General features: G+C 72.5%; 21 protein-coding genes. 16 read left to right on the forward strand and 5 right to left on the reverse strand.

Annotated elements, in window-relative coordinates; translation table 11 throughout:
- Both ACWDX7_RS06945 and ACWDX7_RS06950 read left to right on the forward strand, forming a co-directional pair.
- Nucleotides 1-1,113 (forward strand): hypothetical protein, encoded by a 1,113-nt coding sequence (locus tag ACWDX7_RS06945; protein WP_451491162.1) that lies wholly within the window; start codon nucleotides 1-3, stop codon nucleotides 1,111-1,113.
- 546 nt (nucleotides 1,114-1,659) lie between these two features.
- Nucleotides 1,660-3,789, forward strand: coding sequence for a PIG-L family deacetylase (locus ACWDX7_RS06950; RefSeq protein ID WP_451491161.1), 2,130 nt, complete (start codon nucleotides 1,660-1,662; stop codon nucleotides 3,787-3,789).
- A 21-nt stretch (nucleotides 3,790-3,810) separates the two neighbouring features.
- Here the strand turns inward: ACWDX7_RS06950 and ACWDX7_RS06955 are convergent, their stop codons facing one another.
- Nucleotides 3,811-4,485, reverse strand: a complete 675-nt coding sequence (locus ACWDX7_RS06955; protein ID WP_451491160.1) for a histone deacetylase — start codon at nucleotides 4,483-4,485, stop codon at nucleotides 3,811-3,813.
- 402 nt (nucleotides 4,486-4,887) lie between these two features.
- Between ACWDX7_RS06955 and ACWDX7_RS06960 the strand changes: the two genes are divergently transcribed.
- The 5 genes from ACWDX7_RS06960 to ACWDX7_RS06980 are packed head-to-tail and all read left to right on the forward strand — an operon-like array spanning nucleotide 4,888 to nucleotide 9,523.
- A complete protein-coding gene (locus ACWDX7_RS06960; RefSeq protein WP_107050258.1) occupies nucleotides 4,888-4,998 on the forward strand; it encodes a keywimysin-related RiPP in 111 nt (36 codons plus the stop codon).
- A gap of 25 nt (nucleotides 4,999-5,023) precedes the next feature.
- A complete protein-coding gene (locus tag ACWDX7_RS06965; protein WP_451491159.1) occupies nucleotides 5,024-6,880 on the forward strand; it encodes a lasso peptide isopeptide bond-forming cyclase in 1,857 nt (618 codons plus the stop codon).
- 59 nt (nucleotides 6,881-6,939) lie between these two features.
- The gene (locus ACWDX7_RS06970; protein WP_451491158.1) at nucleotides 6,940-7,194 is read left to right on the forward strand and encodes a lasso peptide biosynthesis PqqD family chaperone; all 255 of its coding nucleotides are present in this window, start codon (nucleotides 6,940-6,942) and stop codon (nucleotides 7,192-7,194) included.
- Entirely contained in the window at nucleotides 7,191-7,625 is a 435-nt protein-coding gene (locus ACWDX7_RS06975; protein ID WP_451491157.1) for a lasso peptide biosynthesis B2 protein, read from the forward strand. The genes ACWDX7_RS06970 and ACWDX7_RS06975 overlap by 4 nt, the downstream gene beginning before the upstream one ends.
- Nucleotides 7,622-9,523: an ABC transporter ATP-binding protein gene (locus tag ACWDX7_RS06980; RefSeq protein WP_451491156.1), complete on the forward strand. Its 1,902-nt coding sequence runs from the start codon at nucleotides 7,622-7,624 to the stop codon at nucleotides 9,521-9,523. The genes ACWDX7_RS06975 and ACWDX7_RS06980 overlap by 4 nt, the downstream gene beginning before the upstream one ends.
- 75 nt (nucleotides 9,524-9,598) lie before the next feature.
- Here the strand turns inward: ACWDX7_RS06980 and glnA are convergent, their stop codons facing one another.
- The gene (glnA, locus tag ACWDX7_RS06985; RefSeq protein WP_451491155.1) at nucleotides 9,599-10,960 is read right to left on the reverse strand and encodes a type I glutamate--ammonia ligase; all 1,362 of its coding nucleotides are present in this window, start codon (nucleotides 10,958-10,960) and stop codon (nucleotides 9,599-9,601) included.
- Between the two features lie 173 nt (nucleotides 10,961-11,133).
- Between glnA and ACWDX7_RS06990 the strand changes: the two genes are divergently transcribed.
- Genes ACWDX7_RS06990 through ACWDX7_RS07000 form a run of 3 tightly spaced genes read left to right on the forward strand, consistent with a single transcriptional unit; the run spans nucleotide 11,134 to nucleotide 13,098 of the window.
- Complete coding sequence (locus tag ACWDX7_RS06990; protein ID WP_451491154.1) at nucleotides 11,134-11,607, forward strand: hypothetical protein; 474 nt, start codon at nucleotides 11,134-11,136, stop codon at nucleotides 11,605-11,607.
- Between the two features lie 52 nt (nucleotides 11,608-11,659).
- Nucleotides 11,660-12,340, forward strand: a complete 681-nt coding sequence (locus tag ACWDX7_RS06995; protein ID WP_451491153.1) for a DUF3105 domain-containing protein — start codon at nucleotides 11,660-11,662, stop codon at nucleotides 12,338-12,340.
- Entirely contained in the window at nucleotides 12,337-13,098 is a 762-nt protein-coding gene (locus ACWDX7_RS07000) for a DUF305 domain-containing protein (protein ID WP_451491152.1), read from the forward strand. Before ACWDX7_RS06995 ends, ACWDX7_RS07000 begins: the two co-directional genes overlap by 4 nt.
- 4 nt (nucleotides 13,099-13,102) lie before the next feature.
- Here ACWDX7_RS07000 and ACWDX7_RS07005 read toward each other — a convergent pair whose 3' ends face one another.
- A complete protein-coding gene (locus ACWDX7_RS07005) occupies nucleotides 13,103-13,984 on the reverse strand; it encodes an alpha/beta fold hydrolase (RefSeq protein WP_451491151.1) in 882 nt (293 codons plus the stop codon).
- A complete protein-coding gene (locus ACWDX7_RS07010; RefSeq protein ID WP_451491150.1) occupies nucleotides 13,981-14,598 on the reverse strand; it encodes a DUF998 domain-containing protein in 618 nt (205 codons plus the stop codon). Before ACWDX7_RS07010 ends, ACWDX7_RS07005 begins: the two co-directional genes overlap by 4 nt.
- Before the next feature lie 641 nt (nucleotides 14,599-15,239).
- On the opposite strand from ACWDX7_RS07010, the gene ACWDX7_RS07015 reads away from it, so the two are divergent.
- The 3 genes from ACWDX7_RS07015 (at nucleotide 15,240) to ACWDX7_RS07025 (ending at nucleotide 19,641) form a co-directional block, all read left to right on the forward strand.
- Nucleotides 15,240-16,463 carry a DUF4352 domain-containing protein gene (locus ACWDX7_RS07015; protein WP_451491149.1) on the forward strand — a complete coding sequence of 408 codons (1,224 nt, stop codon included), beginning with the start codon at nucleotides 15,240-15,242 and terminating at the stop codon, nucleotides 16,461-16,463.
- 59 nt (nucleotides 16,464-16,522) lie between these two features.
- The gene (locus ACWDX7_RS07020; protein WP_451491148.1) at nucleotides 16,523-18,277 is read left to right on the forward strand and encodes an NAD+ synthase; all 1,755 of its coding nucleotides are present in this window, start codon (nucleotides 16,523-16,525) and stop codon (nucleotides 18,275-18,277) included.
- 140 nt (nucleotides 18,278-18,417) lie between these two features.
- On the forward strand, nucleotides 18,418-19,641 hold the full coding sequence (locus ACWDX7_RS07025; protein WP_451491147.1) for a phospholipase D-like domain-containing protein: 1,224 nt from the start codon (nucleotides 18,418-18,420) through the stop codon (nucleotides 19,639-19,641).
- A 38-nt stretch (nucleotides 19,642-19,679) separates the two neighbouring features.
- Here the strand turns inward: ACWDX7_RS07025 and ACWDX7_RS07030 are convergent, their stop codons facing one another.
- Nucleotides 19,680-20,708 (reverse strand): endonuclease/exonuclease/phosphatase family protein, encoded by a 1,029-nt coding sequence (locus ACWDX7_RS07030; RefSeq protein WP_451491146.1) that lies wholly within the window; start codon nucleotides 20,706-20,708, stop codon nucleotides 19,680-19,682.
- Nucleotides 20,709-20,993: 285 nt separating this feature from the next.
- Here ACWDX7_RS07030 and panB point away from each other — a divergent pair, with 285 nt between their 5' ends.
- From panB to ACWDX7_RS07045, 3 genes are all read left to right on the forward strand, one after another.
- The gene (panB, locus tag ACWDX7_RS07035) at nucleotides 20,994-21,863 is read left to right on the forward strand and encodes a 3-methyl-2-oxobutanoate hydroxymethyltransferase (protein ID WP_451491145.1); all 870 of its coding nucleotides are present in this window, start codon (nucleotides 20,994-20,996) and stop codon (nucleotides 21,861-21,863) included.
- Between the two features lie 167 nt (nucleotides 21,864-22,030).
- Entirely contained in the window at nucleotides 22,031-23,065 is a 1,035-nt protein-coding gene (locus ACWDX7_RS07040) for an ATP-binding cassette domain-containing protein (protein ID WP_451491144.1), read from the forward strand.
- Nucleotides 23,062-23,922 carry an ABC transporter permease gene (locus tag ACWDX7_RS07045; protein WP_451491143.1) on the forward strand — a complete coding sequence of 287 codons (861 nt, stop codon included), beginning with the start codon at nucleotides 23,062-23,064 and terminating at the stop codon, nucleotides 23,920-23,922. The genes ACWDX7_RS07040 and ACWDX7_RS07045 overlap by 4 nt, the downstream gene beginning before the upstream one ends.
- The last annotated feature ends 33 nt before the right edge of the window (nucleotides 23,923-23,955 follow it).

Here is a 23,955-nt window from a genome sequence, read left to right on the forward strand (position 1 = left end):
TTGTCCGGCGTACCTGGGGCGAGCCTATCCGGAGCGGGCGCTCACCTCGCGGCACGTACGGTCGCCGGCACCAGCACCTCCTGGCTGACCTCCGACGCGGAGCACGGACTGTGGGCCTTCAAGGTGCTCGACGGCCAGGTCGCCGTCTGGCACCGCGCGGGCCCGGTCGGCCGCTGGAGCGGGCCGGCCCTGCTGGACGGCACGGGCATGGACCCGGACATGTCCACGGTCACCCTGCGGGACGGCCGCATAGCCGCCTTCGGCTCCCGCACCTCCTTCGGCGCGAAGCCCGCGGACTACCGCCGTGAGGTCGTTCACACCCTCCAGAAGGCCCCGGGGTCGGAGGAGTTCGGACCGTGGCAGTCGCTGGGCACCCCGGAGAGCGCGGACGCGGACTGGACCTCCGACATCAGCGCGCCCGCCGTGTCGGTCGACGGCACCGGGCAACTGGCGGCGTACGTCCGCGACGGCGCGTACACCCTGCGCGGGCGGGTGCAGCGGGCGGACGGGACCTGGGGCCCGTGGGAGCGGTACGGGGGCGCCGACCTGCACGGCACCCCGGCCACCGCGACGGACGGGGCCGGGCGGCGCATGGTGTTCGCCACCACATCCAAGACGGTGACGGGCTGGGTGCAGCCGGGGCCGGGGGCGCCGCTGGGGGCGGCCACCGCCACCGGGCTGCCGGACACCACGATCCCGCTCACGGCTGACGGGCGCGAGGGCGGCGTACGGCTGTGGTTCCGCAAGCCGGGCTCGGGCAATGTCCGTACCGCCCTCATGACGGGTGAGGGCGGACTGAAGGTGAACCACCTCACAGACCTCGGCGGACTCCAGGGCTTCGGCTCGGTGACGGCGAGCGGGCACGTACTGGCGGGCCGCGCGGCGGGCGGGCAGCTGGGCTCCGAGGTCGGCCGGGGCCGGCCGTGGGAGCGGTCGGCGCTGATGTTCGTCGGCGCGCCCTCCTTCACGAAGACCGGGCGCAACATGGTCAGCCTGGCGGTGGTGGGGACTGGACGCACGGCTGTACGTGACCTCGACGACGGACAATCCGGACGCGCACCTGGCGCCGTGGCGGCCGGTGGGCCCGCGCAACGTGACGCCGTGAACGCGTGAGTTGACGCAGTCCCCGCCGTCTGGCCGCGTGGCCCCAGCACTGCCGCCGCCGCGTCTCCGCGGTGGCGCGCGTCACAGCGGTGGCGGAGTTCACAGCAGTGGTGTCGGTCACGACAGGGGCGGGTTGGCAGCCGCGGCGCGGGTCACGGGAGTGGCCGGAGTCACAGCGGTGGCGGACCGGCGTTAGTGGCGGGAATCACCGGCGCGGTGTTCAACTCACCGCTCCTACCTCGGTCGACGCGGACCACAGCGGTCCCCGCGCCTGTCGCAACCACCGCAAATTCGTACATCTGAGACATAAGACATAAGTAGCGCACCACACCTCAAAAGCCCGGCTCTCTCCGCCGGTTGACCCGAGGGGCGGACGGACTCCGTCCACATTTCGATCACATATCCTGATCAAATCCCGCACAAGGAACAATCACGTCCGGTCATTTCGGAAAGCAGGAGTCATCGGCGCCATCGGTGAACCAAGTTCCCCGATGTGGCCTCTCTCTGACTGCCCAGCGGTTTTCCGCCCGGAACGAACCCCCCAAGGCGTAGCCGATGACCCTGTCCCGCCGCCGCTTCGCGGCCCTGCTCACCGTGCTGACCGCCGGCGCCACCGGCGTGCTGGGCGTGGCCACCGGCCAGCAGACCGCGGCCGAGGCCACCCAGGTGAAGAGTCCGGCCGCCGTCCCCCCGAGCACCACGGCGGGGTCGGTCGTCCAGGTCGTCGCCCACCCCGACGACGACCTGTTCTTCATGAACCCGGACCTCAGCCGGTCGCTCAGCGCCGGCACCCGGGTCACCACCGCGTACCTCACCTCCGGCGAAGCCGACGGCCGCAACCAGGCCCGCGGCGGCGCCGCCACGGACCCGGAGCAGCCCGCGGACCGCGCCCACTACGCCGAGGCCCGGCAGAACGGCATACGCGCCGCCTACGCCCAGATGGCCACCGGCGACCGCACCAGCGCCTGGAGCCGTACGGTCATACCCACCGCGGGCGGCGGCCAGGCCGAGCTCGACGTCCTCCTCGCCCAGCCCCAGGTCAACCTCGTCTGGCTCCAGTTGCGGGAGGCCCGCAGTCCGCTGGGGGACAGCCCGGACAGCCTGCGCGGCCTGTGGAACGGGCGAATACCCGCGCTCCACGCCCAGCTGGCCTCCGGCACGCCGGTCAAGCAGCCGTACGCCTACACCAAGGACCAGGCGATAGCGGCGATAGCGGGCATCTTGGAGCGGTACAAGCCGACGACGATACGGATGCAGGACCCGACGCCGGGCCGGTACGACCACACCGGCAAGTACACCGACCACCAGGACCACATGTACGGGGCCCGCTTCGCGCAAGCGGCCACCGCGGCCTACGCCGCCCAGGCCGGGGACCGCCCGCACTTCTCGGTGCAGACCTACCTCGGCTACCACAACGGCACCCTCCCCCACGCGCTGGACCCGCAGACGGCCGAGACGAAGACCGGTTTCCTGCGGACGTACGCCTGGCAGGACCGCGAGGACCACTGCGCCAGCCCCTCCGGTTGCGGCGACCGCAAGGTCGCGGGCAACCCGACCGGCAACAACTGGGCGCAGTCCCTGCGCTACGCCCGTGGTGACCACAGCTCCTGGCTGGTCCAGGGCACGCCGGGCCGGCTCTGGGCGTTCGCCGCGCTGGACGGCCAGATGGCGTACTGGACCCGTACGGGCCCCCGGGCCGGCGCGGCCGGCGCGCCCACCACCGTCGCCGCCGCCAGCGCGGCCGGCGCGGGCGAGTGGACCGGGCCCGTCCTCCTCCCGGGCACCGGCATCGACCCGGGCGCCACCGCCGCGCGCCTCCCCGACGGCCGCGTCACCGTCCTCGCCACCCGTACCGTCTTCGGCGAGCTGCCCGAGCAGTACCGGCGCGAGGTCGTGTACGCCGTCCAGTCCGCGCCAGACGGCCCCTTCGGCCCGTGGCAGTCCCTCGGCACCCCCGAGGAGGGCGACGAGCAGGGCACCTCGGCGATCAGCGCGCCCTCGGCGGCCGTCGACGGCGAAGGCCGCCTGACCGTCTACCTCCGCGACTCCCGCCGCACCCTGCGCGCCCGCACCCAGCTGCCGGACGGCGGTTTCTCCCCCTGGCAGCGCCTGGGCGGCGAGGACCTGCAGAGCGACCCGGTGACGGCGGTGGACTACGCCGGGCGGCTCCACGTGTACGCCACCACCACGGGATCGGTGCTCGCCTGGATCCAGCCGGAGCCGGGCGCGCCCCTGGCCGGGCCTGCGCCGACCGGCCTGCCCGCCACGACGGTCCCCCTCTCGGCGGTCGCGGAGGGCGCGGGAGTGCGCCTCTACTTCCGCCGGCCCGACTCGGGAGTGGTGCGCACCGCCCTGGTCACGGCGGGCGCCGGCAAGCCGCAGGTCTCCAGCGTCTCGGAGGCGGGCGGCCGGGCCGGCTACGGCGCGGTCGGCGCCGCGGGCCGGCTGATCTCGGGCCGCGCGAACACCGGCGCCATCAGCACCACGGGGCTCGGCGGCCCTCCGGCGTGGACGGAGTCCCAGATGCTGTACGCGGGCGCTCCGGCGGCCGTCCTCGAACCGGCCGGCACGGCCACGACGGCGGTCCTCGGCCTGGACGCGCAGCTCCACATCACCACGGCCCCCGCCACCCCTCACACCACCCGCACCACCACCACCTGGCGCCGCGCCGTCCTGCGCCCCTGACGCGCCCCTGGCAGATCGAGGTCAGGCCGAAGTCAGGAGGTCCACGATCTCCTCGGCGCTCCACCGGCCGCTCGCCCCGGGGCACCCGGCGAGGTACTCGGCGACGGACCGCTCGTCCCAGGGGCCGGTCTCCAGCATTCCCGCCGCCAGGTACCGGACGTACGGGGCGGACGGCTTGACCCAGTCCACTTCGTACATCGTCCAGGGCGCGGTGAAGGTCAGTACGGGGATGCCCTCCAGCAGGCCGGGGCAGACGAGCGTCTCGTACCGGCCGGGCCCCACCTCGTCGCGGCCCTCCCGCAGGACGGTGGTGAGGTCCAGATCGCGGCCGGGAGCCCGGTACATCTCCTGCGCGGCGATGTCGGAGAACTGCCGCGCCGTCACCAGGTGCGCGCGCGCCCGGGTGCGCCCGCCTGCCGCGGGGTCGTAGAAGGCCCTCCCCCCGCTCCACACCGCGGACTCGGTGGCGAAGTACAGCCGCCCCCGCAGCTCGACCGCCACCGACCGCTCCGGCGCCCGGTGATCGCGGCATCCCGGATACGTCCGCGCCGCCCCGGGAGGAGTCCCCCCGGCGAGGTAGAAGGCGAGCCGGTCCAGGTGCATGTTCGAGCCGTAGGCCGCGTACCAGACCCGCCCGGCCGCACCCCCTTCGCCCCGGGCCTCTTCCACGGCGTGTACGACGTTCACAGCGCTCATGGCATCCGTCTACCCCGCCGGGAAGCAGAAGTGGCGAAAGAAGCTCGGCGGGAAAACGGGAAAACGGAGTATGCCGGGTGGCTGTTTTCCGCTCCCGTGGTGCGCCCGCCTCGGCTCGGCCCGAGGAGGCTGCGCGTGCGCAGGTCGAAACGTTTTTCCCTGCCACGCGCACCTTGACAGGTCCCGCTGATCTCGGCGTCGCCATCTGGCCACGTTCGCACTTTGCATATGAACCGACTTACTTTGGCGGTCTTGCCATCGCATCGGATCATGCGGGTAGCTGGGAGTGCGCCCGCTTCCTGGTCCGGGTCCCCGATGGATCCCGGACAGGACGGCTGGGAACCGGTTTCCGGTTCGCGGTCGGACAGGGAGGCGGCGTGACACCGGTAGTGAGGAGTGGCCATGAAGAAGGCTTACGAAGCGCCGACCCTGGTCCGGCTCGGGACGTTCCGCAAGAAGACCGGGCTCCTGCAGAGCTCCGGCAACGACCGGCTCATCCTGAGCAAGAACTGACGGCGAGAGTTCTCGACCCGACGTCATGACTGAACTGCACGAGAGTGCGGGGACGGGCCCCGGCGACGCGCACTTCGCGGTCTTCACCGACCGTGCGGACGCGGCCGCCGTGGCCCGCTCCTTCTCCCGCCCCGGAACACGGACCCTCGAATACCCCTCGGGCCGGCCCTGGCTGGTCGGACAGTGGGACGACCAGGAGATGGTCACCGCGCGCGCCGGCCCCGCCGCCCTCGCCGTCATCGGGTGCTGCCCGGTCGAAGCCTCAGAGCTGGGGCGGCGCGCCGCCCGGCTGCGCGACCTCGCGGAGCTCGACGCGCTGGCCCGGTCCCTGCCCGGCAGCTTCCACCTGGTGGCCGTGCTCGACGGGCGGCTCAGGGTCCAGGGAACCGGGTCCGGGTTGCGGCTGGTCTTCCACGCGGATGTCGGCGGCGTGCGGGTGGCCGCCACCAGCGCCGATGTACTCGCCTCCGCGCTGGGCGCCGAGCCCGACCGCGAGCAGCTGGCGGTCCGGCTGCTGTGGCCGGTTCCCCACCCGTTGTCCGAGAGGCCGCTGTGGCGGGAGGTTACGGCCGTCTCCCCGCAGGACGCGCTGATCGTCGCGGCGGACGGGCGCACCGTACGGCATGCGCGCTGGTGGAGCCCGCCGGAACCGGTCCGGCCGCTCGCCGAGGCGGCTCCCGCCGTCCGGGAAGCCCTCATCGAGGCCGTCGACGCCCGCACCCGGCAGGGGGGCGTGGTCAGTTGCGACCTGTCCGGCGGGCTGGACTCCACCTCCATCTGCTTCCTGGCCGACCGCTCGCCGGCGCGGGTGGTGGCCAGCACCTGGCCGGGGCGCGATCCCGCCGACACCGATCTGCACTGGGCCGAACGGGCCGCCGGGCACCTGCCGGACATCGACCATGTGATCTGGGACGCCGACGCCTCACCACTCGTCTACACCGGTCTGCTCGGCATCGACGACCTGCTGGACGAGCCGACCATCGGCGTCATGGACCGCTCCCGGGTCCTCCACCACCTGCCGGGCTTGGCGGAGCGGGGCAGCCGGCTGCATCTGACCGGCATCGGCGGCGACCACGTGGCCTGGTGTTCCGAGGCCTACTACCACCGTCTGGCGCGTACCCGCCCGCTGTTCGCCCTTGGCCGGCTGCGCGGATTCAGGGCCCTGTGGCAGTGGCCGCTCGGGGACACGGCACGCGCGCTGGCGGACTCCCGGCCGTACGGGAAGTGGCTGGCCGACTCGGAAACCCGCCTGCGCGGACCGCTGCCCCCCTCCGTCAGCACCAGTCTCGGCTGGGGCATGGCGCCGCGCCTGTTCGACTGGGTGACCCCCGACGCCGAGCGCATGGCCCGGCGGGCACTGCGCGAGGCCGCCGCGAGCGCCGTCCCGCTGCACCCGGACCGCGGCCTGCACGCCGACCTGGAACAGATCCGCTCCTGCACCCGCATCATCCGCCAGTGGGACCGGATGGCCGCCCGGGCCGGCGTACCGATGGCATCACCGTTCCTCGACGACCGTGTGATCGAGGCCTGCCTCGCGGTCCGCCCGAGCGAACGCGTGACGCCCTGGCAGTACAAACCGCTCCTGACCGCGGCCATGGCGGGCATCGTGCCGGAGGAATGCCTGCGCCGCACCAACAAGGCCGCGGCTTCCATGGACGCCGCCAACGGGCTGCGTGAACACCGGGCGGACCTGCTGGCGCTGTGGGAGGACTCGCGGCTGGAACAGCTGGGGCTGGTCGACGGCGACGCGCTGCGCCGGCTCGCCCAGCGCCCGGCCACCCCCGAACTGCGCGACGCCGTCCTGTACTCGACCATCGCCGCCGAAGTGTGGTTGCGCGGCCTCGCCCGCCCTTCGGCGGCCCCGGCCTCCACCACGTCCTAGAGCGCGAAGCACCGCCCCGGGCCACTCGCCCCCCTGGGCGTACGACGGAAAGGGATCCCATGGCACTACGGTTCGGCGCCGACGTCTCGACGGCGAAGACCGACTACGGCACCGTCCTCCTGGACGAGCGCGCCGGGGAGTACTGGGAGTTGAATCCCACCGCCGGGCTGGTGGTGGACACGTTGATGGCCGGCGGTGACGAGGCCGACGCGGTGGCCGCGCTCACCGGCGCATTCGACATCGACGTCACCCAGGCGCAGCAGGACGTCGAGGCACTCGTCCGGGAACTCCGCGCGTCGGGGCTGGCGCAATGACCACACCCAGCGCCCTGGAGCGGCCCGTCGGCGTCCCCTTCCCCCGGCGGCTGGCCGCCCGCCTCGTCCTCGTCCCGGCCGTCGCGCTCTCGCTGCTGCCGCCCCGCCGGCTGCGCACCGTACTCGGCGCCGTGTGCCGCGGCGCCGTACCGGCCACCCCCGCGCAGGCCAGGAACGCCCGGGACGCGATGTGCGCGGTGAGCCTGCGCTGCGCCGGGCCGAAGGGCTGCCTGCCCCGATCACTGGGCGCCGCGTTGCTGTGCAGGCTGGGGGGAAGCTGGCCGACCTGGTGCACGGGGGTGCGGGTGGTGCCGCCGTTCACGGCGCACGCCTGGATCGAGACGGAGGGCCACCTCGTGGGTGAGGACGTGCCCGACGACTACTTCACGCGGCTGATGACGGTCGCCCCCGTGAGCCGATCCAGCCGATGACCGGCGCCGGCGCGGGTGAGGCACAGCCGGCGGCGGAGGAGGACCGTTCCACCCGGGCCGCGGTCGCCACCATGTACCGGCTGACCACGGGGCACCGGGCCTCCGTCGCCGTCGCCACCGTCCTCACGCTGGCCGGCGCCGGGCTCGGCCTGGCCCAACCGCTCGTCGCCAAGCACGTCGTGGACGCGAGCGGACGCGGACAGGTGCTCTGGCCGCTGTTGCTGATGCTGGCCGTCCTGTTCCTCACCGAAGCGGCGACGGGCGCGGTGGGCCGGTTCGTCCTGGAGCGGATGGGCGAAGGCGTCGTACGAGGGCTGCGCCACAGCCTGGTGGCGCGGCTGCTGCGACTGGAGATGAGGGAGTACGACCGGCACCGCAGCGGTGACCTGATCTCCCGGGTGACCGCCGACACCACCCTGCTCCGGGAAGTGGTGTCCCAGGCACTGGTCGACCTCGTGACCGGGGCGCTCATCGCGGCAGGGGCGCTCGTCCTCATGGTGTGGATCGACCCGCTGCTGCTGCTCATGGTCGCCCTGACCGTGGCCACCGCCACCGTGGTCGTCGCCTCACTCCTCAAGGGCATCAGGGCCGCTTCCGAACGCATGCAGGCATCCGTGGGCGCGATCGCCGCCGACCTCGAACGGGCGCTCGGCGCCCTGCCGATGGTGCGGGTGCACCGCGCGGAGGACCGGGAGGCGCGGCGTATCGGGGAACGTGTGGAGGCGGCGTACGGCGCGGGCGTGCGGACCGCGAAGCTCGCCTCCGTGATGAGTCCGGCGGTCGAACTCGCCGTCCAGGGCTCCTTCCTGCTCGTCCTGGTCGTCGGCGGCCTGCGGGTGAACGGGCAGGCCAACACCCTCGGCGACCTGGTCGCGTTCCTGCTGTACGCCTCTTACCTGGTCCTGCCGCTGTCATCGGTCTTCCGCGCCGTCGGGCTGATCCAGCGGGGCATGGGCGCCTACCAACGCATCGAGCAGGCCCTGAACCTTCCCGCCGAGCCGTCGGAGGGGGACCTGCCGGACCCCGGGCGGGGCGAGGCCGTCGTGGGTACGGCGGTCGCGGGTACGGCGGTCGCGGGTACGGCGGTCGCCGCGCGGAAGGTGCCGCCGGGCGACCGGGACGGGAGCGACGACGCGCCGGCACTCGCCCTGCGTGACGTCCGCTTCGGCTACGGCCCGGACCGGCCGGTGCTGTGCGGCGTCTCCTTCACGGTGCCCCACCGCCGGCAGGTCGCCCTGGTGGGCCGGTCGGGGGCCGGCAAGAGCACCGTCTTCGCCCTGGTGGCGCGGTTCTACGAACCGGACCGAGGGGCTGTGCTGTTCGACGGCCGGCCGGCGAGCGGGCTGAGCCGAGAGGAATGCCGGGCCCGCATCGCCGTGGTCGACCAGAACACCCATGTGGTGCACGGCTCGCTGTGGGACAACATCACCTACGCCGCGCCCGACGCCACCGAGGCGGAAGTCCGGCGCGTGGTCGAACTGGCCCAGCTGGACCGCGTGGTCCAACGACTGCCCGGGGGGCTGTCCGGTCTGCTCGGTGAGCGCGGCGGCACCCTGTCGGCCGGGGAACGTCAGCGGGTCGCCCTGGCCCGCGCCCTGCTCGCCCGCCCCTCCATCCTGCTGCTCGACGAGCCGACCTCCCACCTCGACGCCATCAACGAGGCGGCGCTCACCGCGGTGATGAAGGCCGTCGCCCAGGAGTGCTCCGTACTGGTGATCGCACACCGGCTCTCCACGGTGCAGCACGCGGACCGGATCGTGGTCCTGGACAACGGCCGTACGGTCGCCTCCGGACGCCACGACGAACTGCTCGCCGCCAGCCCCACCTACCGGGCGCTGGCCGCCGGCCAGATGCTCCGCCCGGCCGACACCAAGGCCGCCCCCGCCCGGGCCCAGTGAGACGACTCCGGGCCGGCGGTCGTCGACCACCGGCCCGGGGTGTCCCAGGTGCTCCGAAAGGGCTGTGACCTGCCCTTACAGCACCGGCATCATCTTGCGGAGCTCGAAGGCGGTGACCTCCGAGCGGTACTCCTCCCACTCCTGCTTCTTGTTGCGGAGGAAGAAGTCGAAGACGTGCTCGCCGAGGGTCTCCGCGACCAGTTCGCTGCGTTCCATCAGGGCGATGGCCTCGCCGAGGTTCTGCGGGAGGGGTTCGATGCCCATCGCGCGGCGTTCGGAGTCGGAGAGGGCCCAGACGTCGTCGTCCGCGCCGGCCGGGAGTTCGTAGCCCTCCTCGATGCCCTTGAGGCCCGCCGCGAGGAGGACGGCGTAGGTCAGGTACGGGTTGGCGCCCGAGTCGATGGAGCGGACCTCGACGCGCGAGGAGCCCGTCTTGCCCGGCTTGTACATCGGGACGCGGATCAGGGCGGAGCGGTTGTTGTGGCCCCAGCAGATGTACGAGGGGGCCTCGCCGCCCATGCCCGCGGTGCGGGAGGAGCCGCCCCAGATGCGCTTGTAGGAGTTGACCCACTGGTTGGTGACCGCCGCCGTCTCCGCGGCGTGCTTCAGCAGGCCCGCGATGAAGGAGCGGCCGACCTTGGAGAGCTGGTATTCGGCGCCGGACTCGTAGAAGGCGTTGCGGTCGCCCTCGAAGAGGGAGAGGTGGGTGTGCATGCCCGAGCCCGGGTACTCCGAGAAGGGCTTGGGCATGAAGGTGGCCTGCACGCCCTGTTCCAGCGCGACCTGCTTCATGACCAGGCGGAAGGTCATGATGTTGTCGGCCGTGGACAGCGCGTCGGCGTAGCGCAGGTCGATCTCCTGCTGGCCCGGGGCGCCCTCGTGGTGGCTGAACTCGACCGAGATGCCCATGGATTCGAGCATGGTGATCGCCTGGCGGCGGAAGTCCATGCCGACGTTCTGCGGAGTGTGGTCGAAGTAGCCGGAGTTGTCGGCCGGGACCGGACGGGTGCCGTCCAGCGGCTTGTCCTTCAGCAGGAAGAACTCGATCTCCGGGTGGGTGTAGAAGGTGAAGCCCAGGTCGGAGGTCTTGGCCAGGATGCGCTTGAGGACGTAGCGCGGGTCGGCGAAGGAGGGGGAGCCGTCCGGCATCAGGATGTCGCAGAACATCCGGGCGGTCCCGGGGGCCTCCGCGCGCCACGGCAGTATCTGGAAGGTGCTCGGGTCCGGCTTGGCGATCATGTCGGACTCGTAGACCCGGGCGAAGCCCTCGATCGCGGAGCCGTCGAAGCCGATGCCCTCGTCGAAGGCCTGCTCCAGCTCCGCGGGGGCGACGGCGACGGACTTGAGGAAGCCGAGCACGTCGGTGAACCACAGGCGCACGAAGCGGATGTCGCGCTCCTCCAGCGTCCGGAGGACGAATTCCTGCTGCTTGTCCATACCTTCATCCTCGCAGTTCAGACGGCCTGTGCACCACCGACCCGGAAGCCGGGGGCACAGTCGGTCCGGCCCAGTATCGCCCGTGGTGGTTTCCGCCACATTACGCACCCGGGAAAGGTCGCGGCACCCCCGCACTGACCTCAGACCCGTCATGAGCATTACCATCTGCGGCCATGGGGGGCGGGGAGCACACGCAGCGCGGGCGGCGCGGACGCCGGGCGCTTCGGCGTGCCGTCCTCCCGGTCCTGCCGGTGCTCCCGGTGCTCCTGGTGCTCATGGGGGTACTGGCCGGGGCGCTGTTCCTCTGCGCGCGGCCCGGCGAGGCCCATGACTCCGCGCCCGTGCCGTGGCAGGCCGCGCGGGCCGCGCCGGGCGCGCAGGCCGTGCCGGGGGCGGAGGCCGTGCCGGGGGCCCAGGCCGCGCCGGGCGCGCAGGCCGTCTGCGTGTCCCCGTACGACGTGCCGGGCTGCTCGCCCCTCACGCACGTGACCCCGGCCCTGCTGCCCGTACCGGCGCCCGCCGTGGCCCGGGCGGGCGGCGGCGCGCCGCCGGCGGCCGTCGCGGCCGGCCCGGTGGGACGGATCCGGGAGCCCGCGCCGCTCGCTCGCGCCCCCGACCCCTATGCCCTGCGAGTGCTGCGGACCTGACGGGCCCGGTTTCGCGTCCCACCACCCCCCTCAGCAGAAGGAATCAGGGCACATGGCCAGCTGGAACGGCAACAACGCACACCACACGGACCCGCACTCCCGCCAGGCACGCATAGCCGAGATGCGGCGCGCCGACCGCGCGCGCGACCGGCGCAACAAGGCCATCGCCATCACGAGCGCGGCGGTCGTCGTCGTCGGCCTGGTCGGCTTCGGCGCGTGGGTGATGATCGACCAGCAGCAGGCGGAGCAGCGCAGGAAGGACGCCGCCGAGACGGCCCGCAAGAGCCCCGTCAGCGGCGAGCAGAGCTGGGACGCCAAGACCCTGGGCCGCAACCACGTCGAGACCCCGGTGAAGTACGAGATGAACCCGCCGGTCGGCGGCGACCACCACCCCCGCTGGATGAACTGCAACGGCGACGTCTACGAGAACCCGGTCCCCGAGGTGTACGCCGTGCACTCGCTGGAGCACGGCGCGGTGTGGGTAACGTACAACGAGAAGGCCGCCAAGGGCGATCTCGACAAGCTGGCCAAGACGGTGGGCAAGACCCCGTACACGCTGATGAGCCCGGTCAAGGAGCAGAGCGGCGCGATCATGCTCAGCGCGTGGGGCAAGCAGGTGACGGTGGAGAAGGCGGACGACCCGCGGGTGGCGCAGTTCTTCACCAAGTACGTGCAGGGCCCGCAGACCCCGGAGCCGGGCGCGGCCTGCACCGGCGGGCTGGCCGGCAAGTGAGCCGTCCCTCCCCCGGTCCCTCTCCCGATCCCTCCCGCAGTACCTCCCGTACGTACTGGGCGGCGGGCACGGCCGTCCTGGTGGCGCTGCTGTTCGCGGCGGCGGCCGTGGTCGCCGCCACGGTCGCCGCCGCGAACGGCGGGGCGGGCGCGCGGGACGCCGCGCCGGGGCCGCACTCCCCCGACGCCGGTTTCGCCCGCGACATGGCGGTCCACCACCAGCAGGCGGTGGAGATGTCCTTCATCGTGCGGGACCGCACCGGCGACGAGGCCGTCCGCACCCTCGCCTACGACATCGCCAACACCCAGGCCAACCAGCGGGGCATGCTGCTGGGCTGGCTGGACCTGTGGGGGCTGCCGAAGGTGGTGGCGGGCGAGCCGCCGATGTCCTGGATGGCCGCGCCGGACGGATCCGAAGCCGGAAGCGGGCACTCCGGGCACGACAGCGGGCACGGCGACAGCGCAGGCGCGCACTCCGGCCACGGCGCCGCCGAGCCCGGTGCGCTGATGCCCGGTATGGCCGCCAAGGCCGAGATCGCGCGGCTGGAGGCCGCCGAGGGGCGGGACGCGGAGGTGCTCTACCTCCAGCTGATGACGGACCACCACGAGGGCGGCGTCGCGATGGCCCGGGCCTGCGCGGAGCAGTGCCGGATCCCCGTCGAGCGGGACCTCGCCCGGGGCATGGCCGACGCTCAGCGGTCCGAGCTCGCCCTCATGGCGGACATGCTCCAGCGCCGCGGAGCAGCGCCGCGCGGCTGACGGTCTACGCGCGCGGCCGATCCGCGGCGGTACGCACCGCCCGGGCCACCTGGTCCGGGCGGTCCAGCATGACCAGGTGCCCGGAGGGCTCGGCGACCTCGAAGCGGGCGCCGAGCCGGTCGGCGAGATCCGCCTGGCGGCCGAGCCAGCGCAGCCCGGCGCGGCCCGCCGAGCCGTCGTGGCCGGCGAGGACGGTGGTGGGCGCGGCCAGCGGATGCGTCCGGCGCAGCTCCAGGATCTCGGCCGCCGTGTCCGGGTAGCGGGAGTTCTCCAGCAGGGCGCCGCGCCAGACCCGGCCGGTGCGGTAGCAGCGGCGTACGAGGTCCTCCGCGGCCGGGTCATGGCCGCCGGTGCGGGAGGCCCGTACGGTGGCGCGCCGGGCCGCGGGCCCCAGCGCGGCCGGCAGTCCGGCCGCGGTCACCGCCCGGCCGAGGGCGCGGGCGAGGCCGGTGCGCACGGCGGCGGGCAGGACCGTACGGGGATCCTCCTCGACGCTGCCGTCGACCAGGACCAGTGCGGCGGTGCGCCCCGGGTAGAGGCGGGCGAAGGCCTCGGCGTGGAAGCCGGCCAGGGAGTGCCCGACGACGGTGACCCGGCCGGCGCCGGGGAGGCCGAGCGCGTCCAGCACCGCGGCGATCCGGTGGGCCTCCCCGGCGGCGGTCGGCGGCGTGGTGGCCGGCCCGCTGAGGCCGTGGCCGGGGCGGTCGAAGCGGACCACGGTGCGGTGCGGTGCGAGCAGCTCCGCTACCGCGTCCCAGTCGAACCAGGCCATGGCGAGCCCGGCACTGAGCACGCACACGGGGCCCCGGCCCTCCACGACCACGTGCAGCGGCACCCCGTCGGGGCCGGGCGGGCGCAGGAACCGGCCGGGGCCCGTGCCCGTCATGTGCGGTGTTCTTTGTGGACCGAGTACGCGAGCAGGCCCAGCCAGAGGGCGACGAGCAGCACTTGCAGCCGCTGCCCGGCGCCGAGGGCCCACGTCCCGTGCCCGGCGGTGAACAGCGCTATGGCGGACAGCGTCCAGACGGTGGCGAGCAGTTCGAGCACGACGAGCGCGGGGCCGTAGCGGGCGAGCGGGGCGAACCAGCCGTAGCGGCGCGCGGCGTAGGTGAGGGCCACGATCCCGACGAGGGCGCCGGTCATGGCGAGGCTGCTGCTGACGGCATGGGCCTGATGGGTGGCGGGGACCAGACCGGCGGTCTCGCGGGAGGCGCAGACGGGGTCGACGGTCGGCGTGCAGCTGAGCGGCAGCCAGGCGTCGGCGGCGGTGGCCGCGCCGAAGAGCATGAGCCCGGACCAGCCCGCGACGGCCCACCGGCGGCGGGATTCGGCGTACCGGACCAGCCGGAGGAGGGCCACCAGGCTGCCGGCGAAGGCGAGTATCCCGGCGGTGAAGTCGGTGGCGCGGAAGAGGCCGCCGAGCGGCTGGTCCTGGGCGGCGAGTTCGCTGACGTACGTCTGGATGGGGTTGAGGCCCGTGGACAGGACGACTTCCAGCACCCAGGCGGTGTACGCGGCGGCGCCGAGCCCGATGAGGGCGGCGACCAGCCGGGCGGTCCGCAGCGAGAGACCTTTCGTGGATATCGTCTGACTTATCCCGGGCAGGTCCGGGGGTGTTACCTCGATGGGATACCTACCCCGGGTACGGTTCGCCTCATGACGCGTAGCGCCCGGCGAACCGCCCCGCGCCCTCGGCTGCGGCTGCTTGCCGCACTCCCGCCGGGTCTGGTGACCATGTACACGCTGAGACATTCCACTGAATCCCACGCCTTGGATGACGTACGGGAGCCCCTGCGCGTTGCCTCGGCCGCCGCGCCATCCGCGCATCGTGAGCCACACCACTCCCGCGGCGGCCTGGGACCGCCCGGAGCGGCAGGGGCTCCCGCCGGGTCCGGCGCACCGCGCCGGGCGCACTCACTGCGCTGATCCTCGGCGCCGGACCGGCCGGCTCCCGCGACACCGCGCCGCTCGGGGGCGAGGACCGCGCACCGGGCCGGTCGGGCCTGCCGGGCGCCCGGCGCCATGGCGGCCGGGTCCGGATTCTCAGGGACGCCCCCCGGCGAAATCCCTGGGGAAGCATGGCGGGGACATGGCAGTCTTGCGTGATCACGACACTGCGACATAAGGACGCCCCCGCCGGTATGAGCACCCCGCCGAACCCGCCCAGCACCCCGCAGGACCCGCCGCCGGAACCGGCCGGCACGCCGTCGCCGCCGCCGCCCGAGGCGGGTTCCATACCGGCGCCCGCACAGCCCTTGTCGCTGGAGAAGACCCCCGCCCCGGAACCGGCCGCCGACCCGGCCCCGGAGGCGACCCAGGAACCGGCCGCCGACCCGGCCCCCGAGGCGACCCCTGGGCCGAGCCCGGACCCGGCCGCCGAGCCGGCCCCCGGAGCGGTGGCCCCCACGCCCTTCGCGCCGCTCACCCCCGCTCCCCCGGCCTCCCCCTCGGCTCCGTACGCCACGGCCTCCCCCTCCGCCCCGCACGACTTCGCCCCCGGCGCACCGGGTGCCCACGGCGGCGCGCCCGGCGCCCCCGCCAACCCGTGGGCCCAGCCCGGCCCCGGCTTCCCGTACCCCGCCTACCCGCAGGCGCCCTCGAACGCCAACGGGCTGGCCGTCGCCGCCTTGGTCGTCGCCATCGCCGGCATCGTCATCGGGCTCACCCCCTTCCTCTTCTGGGCCGGTTTCCTCCTCGCCGCCACCGCCCTGGGCCTGGGCATCGGCGCCGTCGTGCGCTCCTCCCGGGGCGGCCCGCGCAAGGCGATGTCCATCGTCGGCACCGCCCTCGGCGTGCTCGGTATGGGCGCCTCGGTCGGCGGGTTCTTCCTCACCGGTTACGTGGTGGAGAAGGCCGCCGACCGCATGGTGGAGGAAGCCGACTGGGAGCAGGAGGACCTGGACCAGCACGGACCGGGCGCCGGGCCGACGCCGTCGCAGGCGCCGACGCCCTCCGAGGTCCCGGGCCTGACCAGTGCGCTGCCCTTCGGCGAGACCTTCACGTACGACAGCGGCATCAAGGTGACCCTCTCGGCGCCGAAGGCGTACAAGCCGTCGGGCCTGTACGCCCGCGAGAAGTACGACAACGCGATCCAGATCACGGTCACGATCACCAACGGCACGACCGCGCCGCACGAGGTGATCTACGCCATGCCCAACGTCCGCGACGACAAGGGCATGACCGCCGACAAGGTCTTCGACTCCGGCGGCGGCGTGCCGAAGATGATCACGGGCTCCATCCTGCCCGGCCAGTCCGCCAGCGGAGTCGTCGCCTTCGAGATCCCCGAGGGCACCAAGAACATCACGGCGGACATCTCCGCCGGCACCCTGCTCGAAGACGTGCAGTACGCCGGACCGGTCGGCTGACGGCGACGGAAACGGCCCGGGCCCAGACATCGCGTCAGAAAGACGATTAGACTGGGCCCGTGCCTCAACTTCGCCTCGCGCTGAATCAGATCGACTCGCACGTCGGCAACATCTCCGCCAACGCCGACGCGGTCGTCCACTGGACCCGGCACTCCGCCGAGCAGGGCGCCCATCTGGTGGCCTTCCCCGAGATGATGCTGACCGGGTACCCCGTCGAGGACCTCGCCCTGCGCGGTTCCTTCGTGGAGGCCTCCCGCACCGCCCTGCGCCGGCTCGCCGAGCGGCTGGCGGCCGAGGGCCTCGGGGAACTGCCGGTCGTCGTCGGTTACCTGGACCGCTCCGAGAAGGCCGCGCCCCGGCTGGGGCGGCCGGCCGGCTCCCCGGAGAACGCGGCCGCCGTACTGCACCGCGGGCAGGTCGTCCTGCGGTTCGCCAAGCACCACCTCCCCAACTACGGCGTGTTCGACGAGTTCCGGTACTTCGTGCCGGGCGACACCCAGCCGGTGATCCGGGTCCACGGGGTCGATGTCGCCCTGGCCATCTGCGAGGACCTCTGGCAGGAGGGGGGCCGCGTCCCGGCGACCCGCTCCGCCGGGGCCGGGCTGCTGATCTCGGTCAACGCCTCCCCGTACGAGCGCAACAAGGACGACCTGCGCCTCGAACTGGTCCGCAAGCGCGCCCAGGAGGCCGGCTGCACCCTCGCCTATCTGGCCATGACGGGCGGCCAGGACGAGCTGGTCTTCGACGGCGACTCGATCGTGGTGGACGCCGGCGGCGAGGTCATCGCCCGCGCCCCGCAGTTCTCCGAGGGCTGCGTCTTGGTCGACCTCGACCTGCCCGCGGCGCGTGCGGACGCCCCCGGGGGCGTCGTGGACGACGGCCTGCGCATCGACCGCGTGATCCTCTCCGAGGAGCCCGTGCCCGCCTACGATCCGGTGGTCACCGGGGGCTACGCCGAGCGCCTGGACGACGATGAGGAGGTCTACGACGCACTGGTCGTGGGCCTGCGCGCGTACGTCAGGAAGAACGCACTGCGCTCCGTCCTCATCGGCCTCTCCGGAGGCATCGACTCCGCCCTCGTCGCGGCGCTGGCCTGCGACGCGATCGGCGCTGAGAACGTCTACGGCGTCTCCATGCCCTCGAAGTACTCCTCGGACCACTCCAAGCGGGACGCGGCCGACCTGGCCGAGCGGACCGGCCTGAACTTCCGTACCGTGCCGATCGAGCCGATGTTCGACGCGTACACGGGCTCACTGGTCCTGACCGGCCTGGCCGAGGAGAACCTCCAGTCCCGGCTGCGCGGCACCCTGCTGATGGCCCTCTCCAACCAGGAGGGCCACATCGTGCTGGCGCCGGGCAACAAATCGGAGCTGGCCGTCGGCTACTCCACCCTCTACGGCGACTCCGCGGGCGCCTACGGCCCGATCAAGGACGTCTACAAGTCGGACGTCTTCCGGCTGGCCCGCTACCGCAACCGGGCCGCGACCGAGCGCGGGGAGACCCCGCCGATCCCGGAGAACTCGATCGTGAAACCGCCGAGCGCGGAGCTGCGCCCGGGCCAGGTGGACACGGACTCGCTGCCGGACTACCCGGTGCTCGACGCGATCCTGGCCCTGTACGTCGACCGCGACCAGGGCCTGGAGGCGATCGTCGCGGCCGGCTTCGATCCCGAGCTGGTCGCCAGGACCCTGCGGATGGTGGACACGGCGGAGTACAAGCGCCGCCAGTACCCGCCGGGCACGAAGATCTCCGCGAAGGGCTTCGGCAAGGACCGCCGCCTGCCCATCACCAACGGCTGGCGCGAGCAGGCGTAAGGGGTCGACCGAGCACACGCTCATGCGCCCGCCACCGGCAGCGCGAGCGCTCAGGGGTACAGTCGGCTCGCTGCTCCGCCCGCGCCGGACCGGGCACCGCGGCCTGACGTTTCCTCGTCGTATTCCGGCCAGGGAATGCCATGACCAGTACGCAGGAGCCGAGCGAGCTGCGCCCGCACGCCATCGAAGCACCGGGTGAACCCGCCGCCGAGGAGCGCGTCGCGCGAATACGGCGGCGTCTTGAGCGGCTGATCGGGATCGCCGCGACTGAGGGGAACGCGCTGACGGTCCTGCGCAACGGGGACGAGATCTTCGCCGCGATGCTGGCCGCGATCCGGTCCGCCGAGCACACGGTGGACATGATGACGTTCGTGTACTGGAAGGGCGACATCGCCCGCCAGTTCGCCCAGACCCTCGCGGGGCGGGCCCGCGCCGGGCTGCGGGTGCGGCTGTTGCTGGACGGGTTCGGCAGCCGGCTGATCGAGGCCGAGCAGCTGGAGGAGATGGAGCGGGCCGGGGTGCAGGTGGCGTGGTTCCGCAAGCCGCTGTACCTCTCGCCGCTGAAGCAGAACCACCGCTGCCACCGCAAGGTACTCGTCGTGGACGAGGAGTCCGCCTTCACCGGCGGGGTGGGGATCGCCGAGGAGTGGTGCGGCAACGCCCGCAACCCGCACGAGTGGCGCGACACCCACGTCGAGGTCCGCGGCCCCGCTGTGGACGGCATCGCCGCCGCCTTCGCGCAGAACTGGGCCGAGTGCCACGACGAACTCTTCGACGACCGGGACCGCTTCATCGAGCACCGGCCCCAGGGCGACGCCATCGTGCAGGTGGTGCGCGGCTCGGCCAGCTTCGGCTGGCAGGACATGCAGACCCTGATCCGCGTGATGCTGGAGTCGGCCGAGGAGCGCTTCCGCCTGGCCACCGCCTACTTCTCCCCCGACGCGTACTTCGTCGAGCTGCTGTGCGCCACCGCGCGGCGCGGCGTCGAGGTGGAGATCGTGCTGCCCGGGCCGCACACCGACAAGCGGGTCTGCCAGCTGGCCGGCCAGCACTACTACGAGGACCTCACCGCCTGCGGGGTGAAGATCTACCAGTACCAGCCGACGATGATGCACGCCAAGGTCATCACCGTCGACCGCGTCGCCGCTCTGATCGGCTCGACCAACTTCAACCGCCGCTCGCTCGACCACGACGAGGAGATCATGCTCGCCGTCCTGGACCGGGAGTTCACCGCGACACTGGACAAGCACTTCGACGATGACGTGGCCGCCAGTGAACTGATCCGGACGGGCAGATGGAAGAGGCGCTCCCTCGTCCAGCGGACCCGCGAAGTGGCCGTCCAGCCCATCCGCCGCTTCCTGTGACGCAGGTGGGTGTACGGCTCGGCTGGCGGTGACGCGCTCTACGGCTTGGCGGTGACCCGTGCCGCGACCGGCAGGTGGTCGCTGCCCGTGCGCGGGAGGGTCCAGGAGGCCTCCGGCTTCATCCCGCGCACCATGATCTGGTCGATCCGCGCCATCGGGAACTGGGCGGGCCAGCTGAAGCCGAAGCCGTCGCCCGCAGCGCCCTGCGTGGAGCGCATCTGGGAGGTGACCTCGGACAGCGCGCGGTCGTTCATGGTGCCGTTGAGGTCGCCGAGCAGCATGACCTTCTTCAGCGGTTCGGCGGCGAGCGCGGCGCCGAGGGCGTCCGCGCTGTTGTCGCGCTGGTTGGCGGTGAAGCCGGCGTTGAGCTTGACCCGGACGGAGGGCAGGTGGGCGACGTACACCCCGATGTCGCCCGCCGGAGTGGCCACGGTGGTGCGCATGGCGCGGGTCCAGCCCATCTTGATGTCCACGGGCCGGCTTGAGGTCAGCGGGTACTTGCTCCACACGCCGACCGTGCCTTCGACCGCGTGGTACTTGTACGTGCCCGCGAGGGCCTTCTCGTACACGGGGACGACGCTCCCCTTGAGCTCGGTCAGGGCCAGCACGTCCGCACCCGCCTTCGCCACCGACTCGGCGGTGCCGCGCGGATCGGCGTTGTCGGCGTCGACGTTGTGGGTGGCGACCGCGAGGTTGCCCCGGGAGCCGGACTTGTCGGTGACCAGGCCGCCGAAGATGTTGATCCAGACCGCGGCCGTCAGCAGTATCGCGATCAGCGCGGTCGCCGACCTGCGGTACACGGCGGCGGCCGTCAGCACCGGTACGGCCAGGCCCAGCCAGGGCAGGAAGGTCTCGGTGAGGCTGCCGAAGTTGCCCACATCGTTGGGCAGATCGGCGTGGAAGATCATGACCAGTGCGATCAGCGCGGCGATCGCGGCCAGCACGATCCCCCGCCACCAGATGCCCCGGTCACCGCGCAGTTCGGCCAGCCGGCGCCGGAAACCGGATTCGGAGGGCTCGGGCTCCGAGCCGCCGTTCCCCGTCTCCATCATGTACGCCTGTGCCATGCCACTGCCCTCACTGCCGTGCTCGCGCTCCGCTTCCGCCCCTTGACCCTAGGCGATGAGCGGAGCCTTCCGTGCCGTACGTCACGACACGTCACGACCGCCGGTCGCGGTCGTACGTCCGGGAGGACGAACGGGCGTACGCCCCGGGTTCCGGCTGTCACGAAACGCGCACATTGAGGACGGGCCCGCGCCCCACTTCCGCCCCGGGCCGCGAGGATGCCACCATGGTGGGTGAGTCCGGGGACACCGTGAGGGTGCCTCGAGATGACACAAGGAGCAGTTGCAATGACGCATGCCGTTTCGCCTGCCCGCGAACCCGCATCCGCGGCCTCCCCCACGCTGTACGGAGGCACCGGTACCCGGCGCATCACCGTCCGCGACCTCACCCTCGCCAAGGAACGCGGCGAGAAGTGGCCCATGCTCACCGCATACGACGCGATGACCGCGTCCGTCTTCGACGAGGCCGGCATCCCGGTGATGCTCGTCGGTGACTCGATGGGCAACTGCCACCTCGGATACGAGACCACCGTCCCCGTGACGATGGACGAGATGACCCTGCTGTCGGCCGCCGTGGTACGGGGCACCAGCCGGGCCCTGATCATCGGCGACCTGCCCTTCGGCTCGTACCAGGAAGGCCCCGTGCAGGCGCTGCGCAGCGCCACCCGCCTCGTCAAGGAGGCCGGTGTCGGTGCGGTGAAGCTGGAGGGCGGCGAGCGCTCGCTGCGGCAGACCGAGCTGATCGTGCAGGCCGGCATCCCGGTCATGTCGCACCTGGGCCTGACCCCGCAGTCCGTCAACGCGATGGGGTACCGGGTGCAGGGCCGCGGCGACGAGGCCGCGCACCAGCTGCTGCGCGATGCCAAGGCGGCGCAGGACGCGGGTGCCTTCGCGGTGGTGCTGGAGCTGGTGCCGGCCGAGCTGGCCGCCGAGGTCACGCGGTCCCTGCACATTCCGACGGTGGGCATCGGCGCGGGTGCGCAGTGCGACGCGCAAGTCCTGGTCTGGACCGACATGATGGGCCTGACGGGCGGAAAGCTGCCGCGGTTCGTGAAGCAGTACGCCGACCTGCGCAAGACCATGGGCGACGCGGCGAAGGCCTTCGCCGAGGACGTGGTCGGCGCGACGTTCCCGCAGGAGGAGCACTCCTTCCACTAGGTCCTGTCCGGGCGGCAGCGGCACCGGCAGCCCGCACCGGCAGCCTCCGCTGACACCTGACTGACAGTTCACCGACAGCCCGCCGGCATCCGTGCCGGCAGGCTGTCGGCTTGCCGTCGGCCTGCTGTCGGCCGCCTGTCGGTGCTTTGTCAGTGGCGGATGCTCCTATGGGGGGCATGACGCGAAACGACACGAAGCCCCTGCGCGGCCCGCACGCCGTGGAGGTCCGGGGGCTGGTCAAGCACTACGGCGAGACCAAAGCACTGGACGGTGTGGACCTGGACGTCCGCGAGGGGACCGTCCTCGGGGTCCTCGGGCCCAATGGCGCGGGCAAGACGACCCTCGTGCGGTGCCTGTCCACCCTGATCGTCCCGGACGCCGGGACGGCGACCGTCGCCGGTTACGACGTGGTCCGCCAGCCGCGGCAGCTGCGCCGCACGATAGGCCTGACCGGCCAGTACGCCTCGGTGGACGAGAAGCTCTCCGGCTGGGAGAACCTCTACATGATCGGCCGGCTGCTCGACCTGTCGCGCAAGGACGCCCGCTCGCGCGCCGACGAGCTCCTGGAGCGGTTCTCGCTCACCGAGGCCGCCAAGAAGGCCGCGATGCACTACTCCGGCGGTATGCGCCGCCGGCTCGACCTGGCCGCCTCCATGATCGGCCGCCCGGCCGTCCTCTACCTGGACGAACCGACCACCGGTCTGGACCCCCGCACGCGCAACGAGGTGTGGGAAGAGGTGAAGCGGATGGTCGCCGAAGGGGCCACCGTCCTGCTCACCACCCAGTACATGGAGGAGGCGGAACAGCTCGCCGACGAGCTGACGGTCATCGACCGCGGCAAGGTCATCGCCAACGGCAAGGTCGATGAGCTGAAGGCCCGCGTCGGCGGACGGACCCTGAGGATCCGCCCCGCCGCCGCGTCCGATCTGCCGGGCATGGCGCGCTCGCTGGCGGAGGCGGGGCTCGACGGCGTGGCCGGTTCCCAGACGCTGGCGGACGAGGGCGTGCTGCTGGTCCCGATCCTGAGCGACGAGCAGCTGACCGCCGTGGTCGGTCTGCTGGCCGCCCGCGGGTACGCCATCGCCGACCTGGGCACCTACCTGCCCAGCCTGGACGAGGTGTTCCTGTCCATCACGGGCCACAAGCCCGCCTCCGCCGAGGAGTCCGTTTCCGCCGAGCAGACCGAGGGGGTCGCGGCATGAGCACCGCAACCACGACGAAGCCCACCGATACCGCGGCCTCCCCGGCACCGCCGGACGCCTCGGCCGCTGCGCCCGGTGAGGGACGGATCGGCCTGCGGGGCAATCTGCGGCACATCGGCGCCCTGGTGCGCCGCAACGCCCTGCAGATCAAGCAGGACCCGGAGTCGATGTTCGACGTCCTGTTCATGCCGATCATCTTCACGCTGCTGTTCGTCTTCGTCTTCGGCGGCGCGATCTCCGGCAAGGGCAACCAGGCCGCCTACGTGAACTACGTCGTGCCGGGCCTCATGGTCATGATGGGCATGAACATCGCCATGGCGGTCGGCACCGGCGTCAACGACGACTTCAAGAAGGGCGTCATGGACCGCTTCCGGTCCATGCCCATCGCCCGGTCCTCGGTGCTCCTCGCGAAGATCGTGGTCGAGATCGGCCGGATGCTCGTCGCCATCACCATCCTGCTCTGCGTGGGCTTCCTGCTCGGGCTGTCGATCAAGACCTCGGTGCTGGACCTGTTCTTCGCCATCGGGCTGTCGGCCGTCTTCGGCGCCTCGCTGATGTGGATCTTCATCCTGCTCGGTCTGACCATGAAGACCGCGCAGGCTGTCCAGGGCATGGCGATGCTGGTCCTGATGCCGCTGCAGTTCGGCAGCTCGATCTTCGCCCCGCCGTCGACCATGCCCGGCTGGCTGCAGTCCTTCACGGACTACAACCCGCTGTCCAACCTCGCCGACGCCGCCCGCGGCCTGATCAACGGCGGTCCGGTCGGACACTCGGTGTGGATGACCCTGGGCTGGTCGCTGGCCATCACGGCGGTCACGATGCCGCTCGCGGTCCGCAAGTTCCGCCAGAAGACCTGATCCGGACCGGGTCCGCCGGGCCCGTTCCGCACG

Source organism: Streptomyces sp. NPDC003034, from assembly GCF_053591375.1.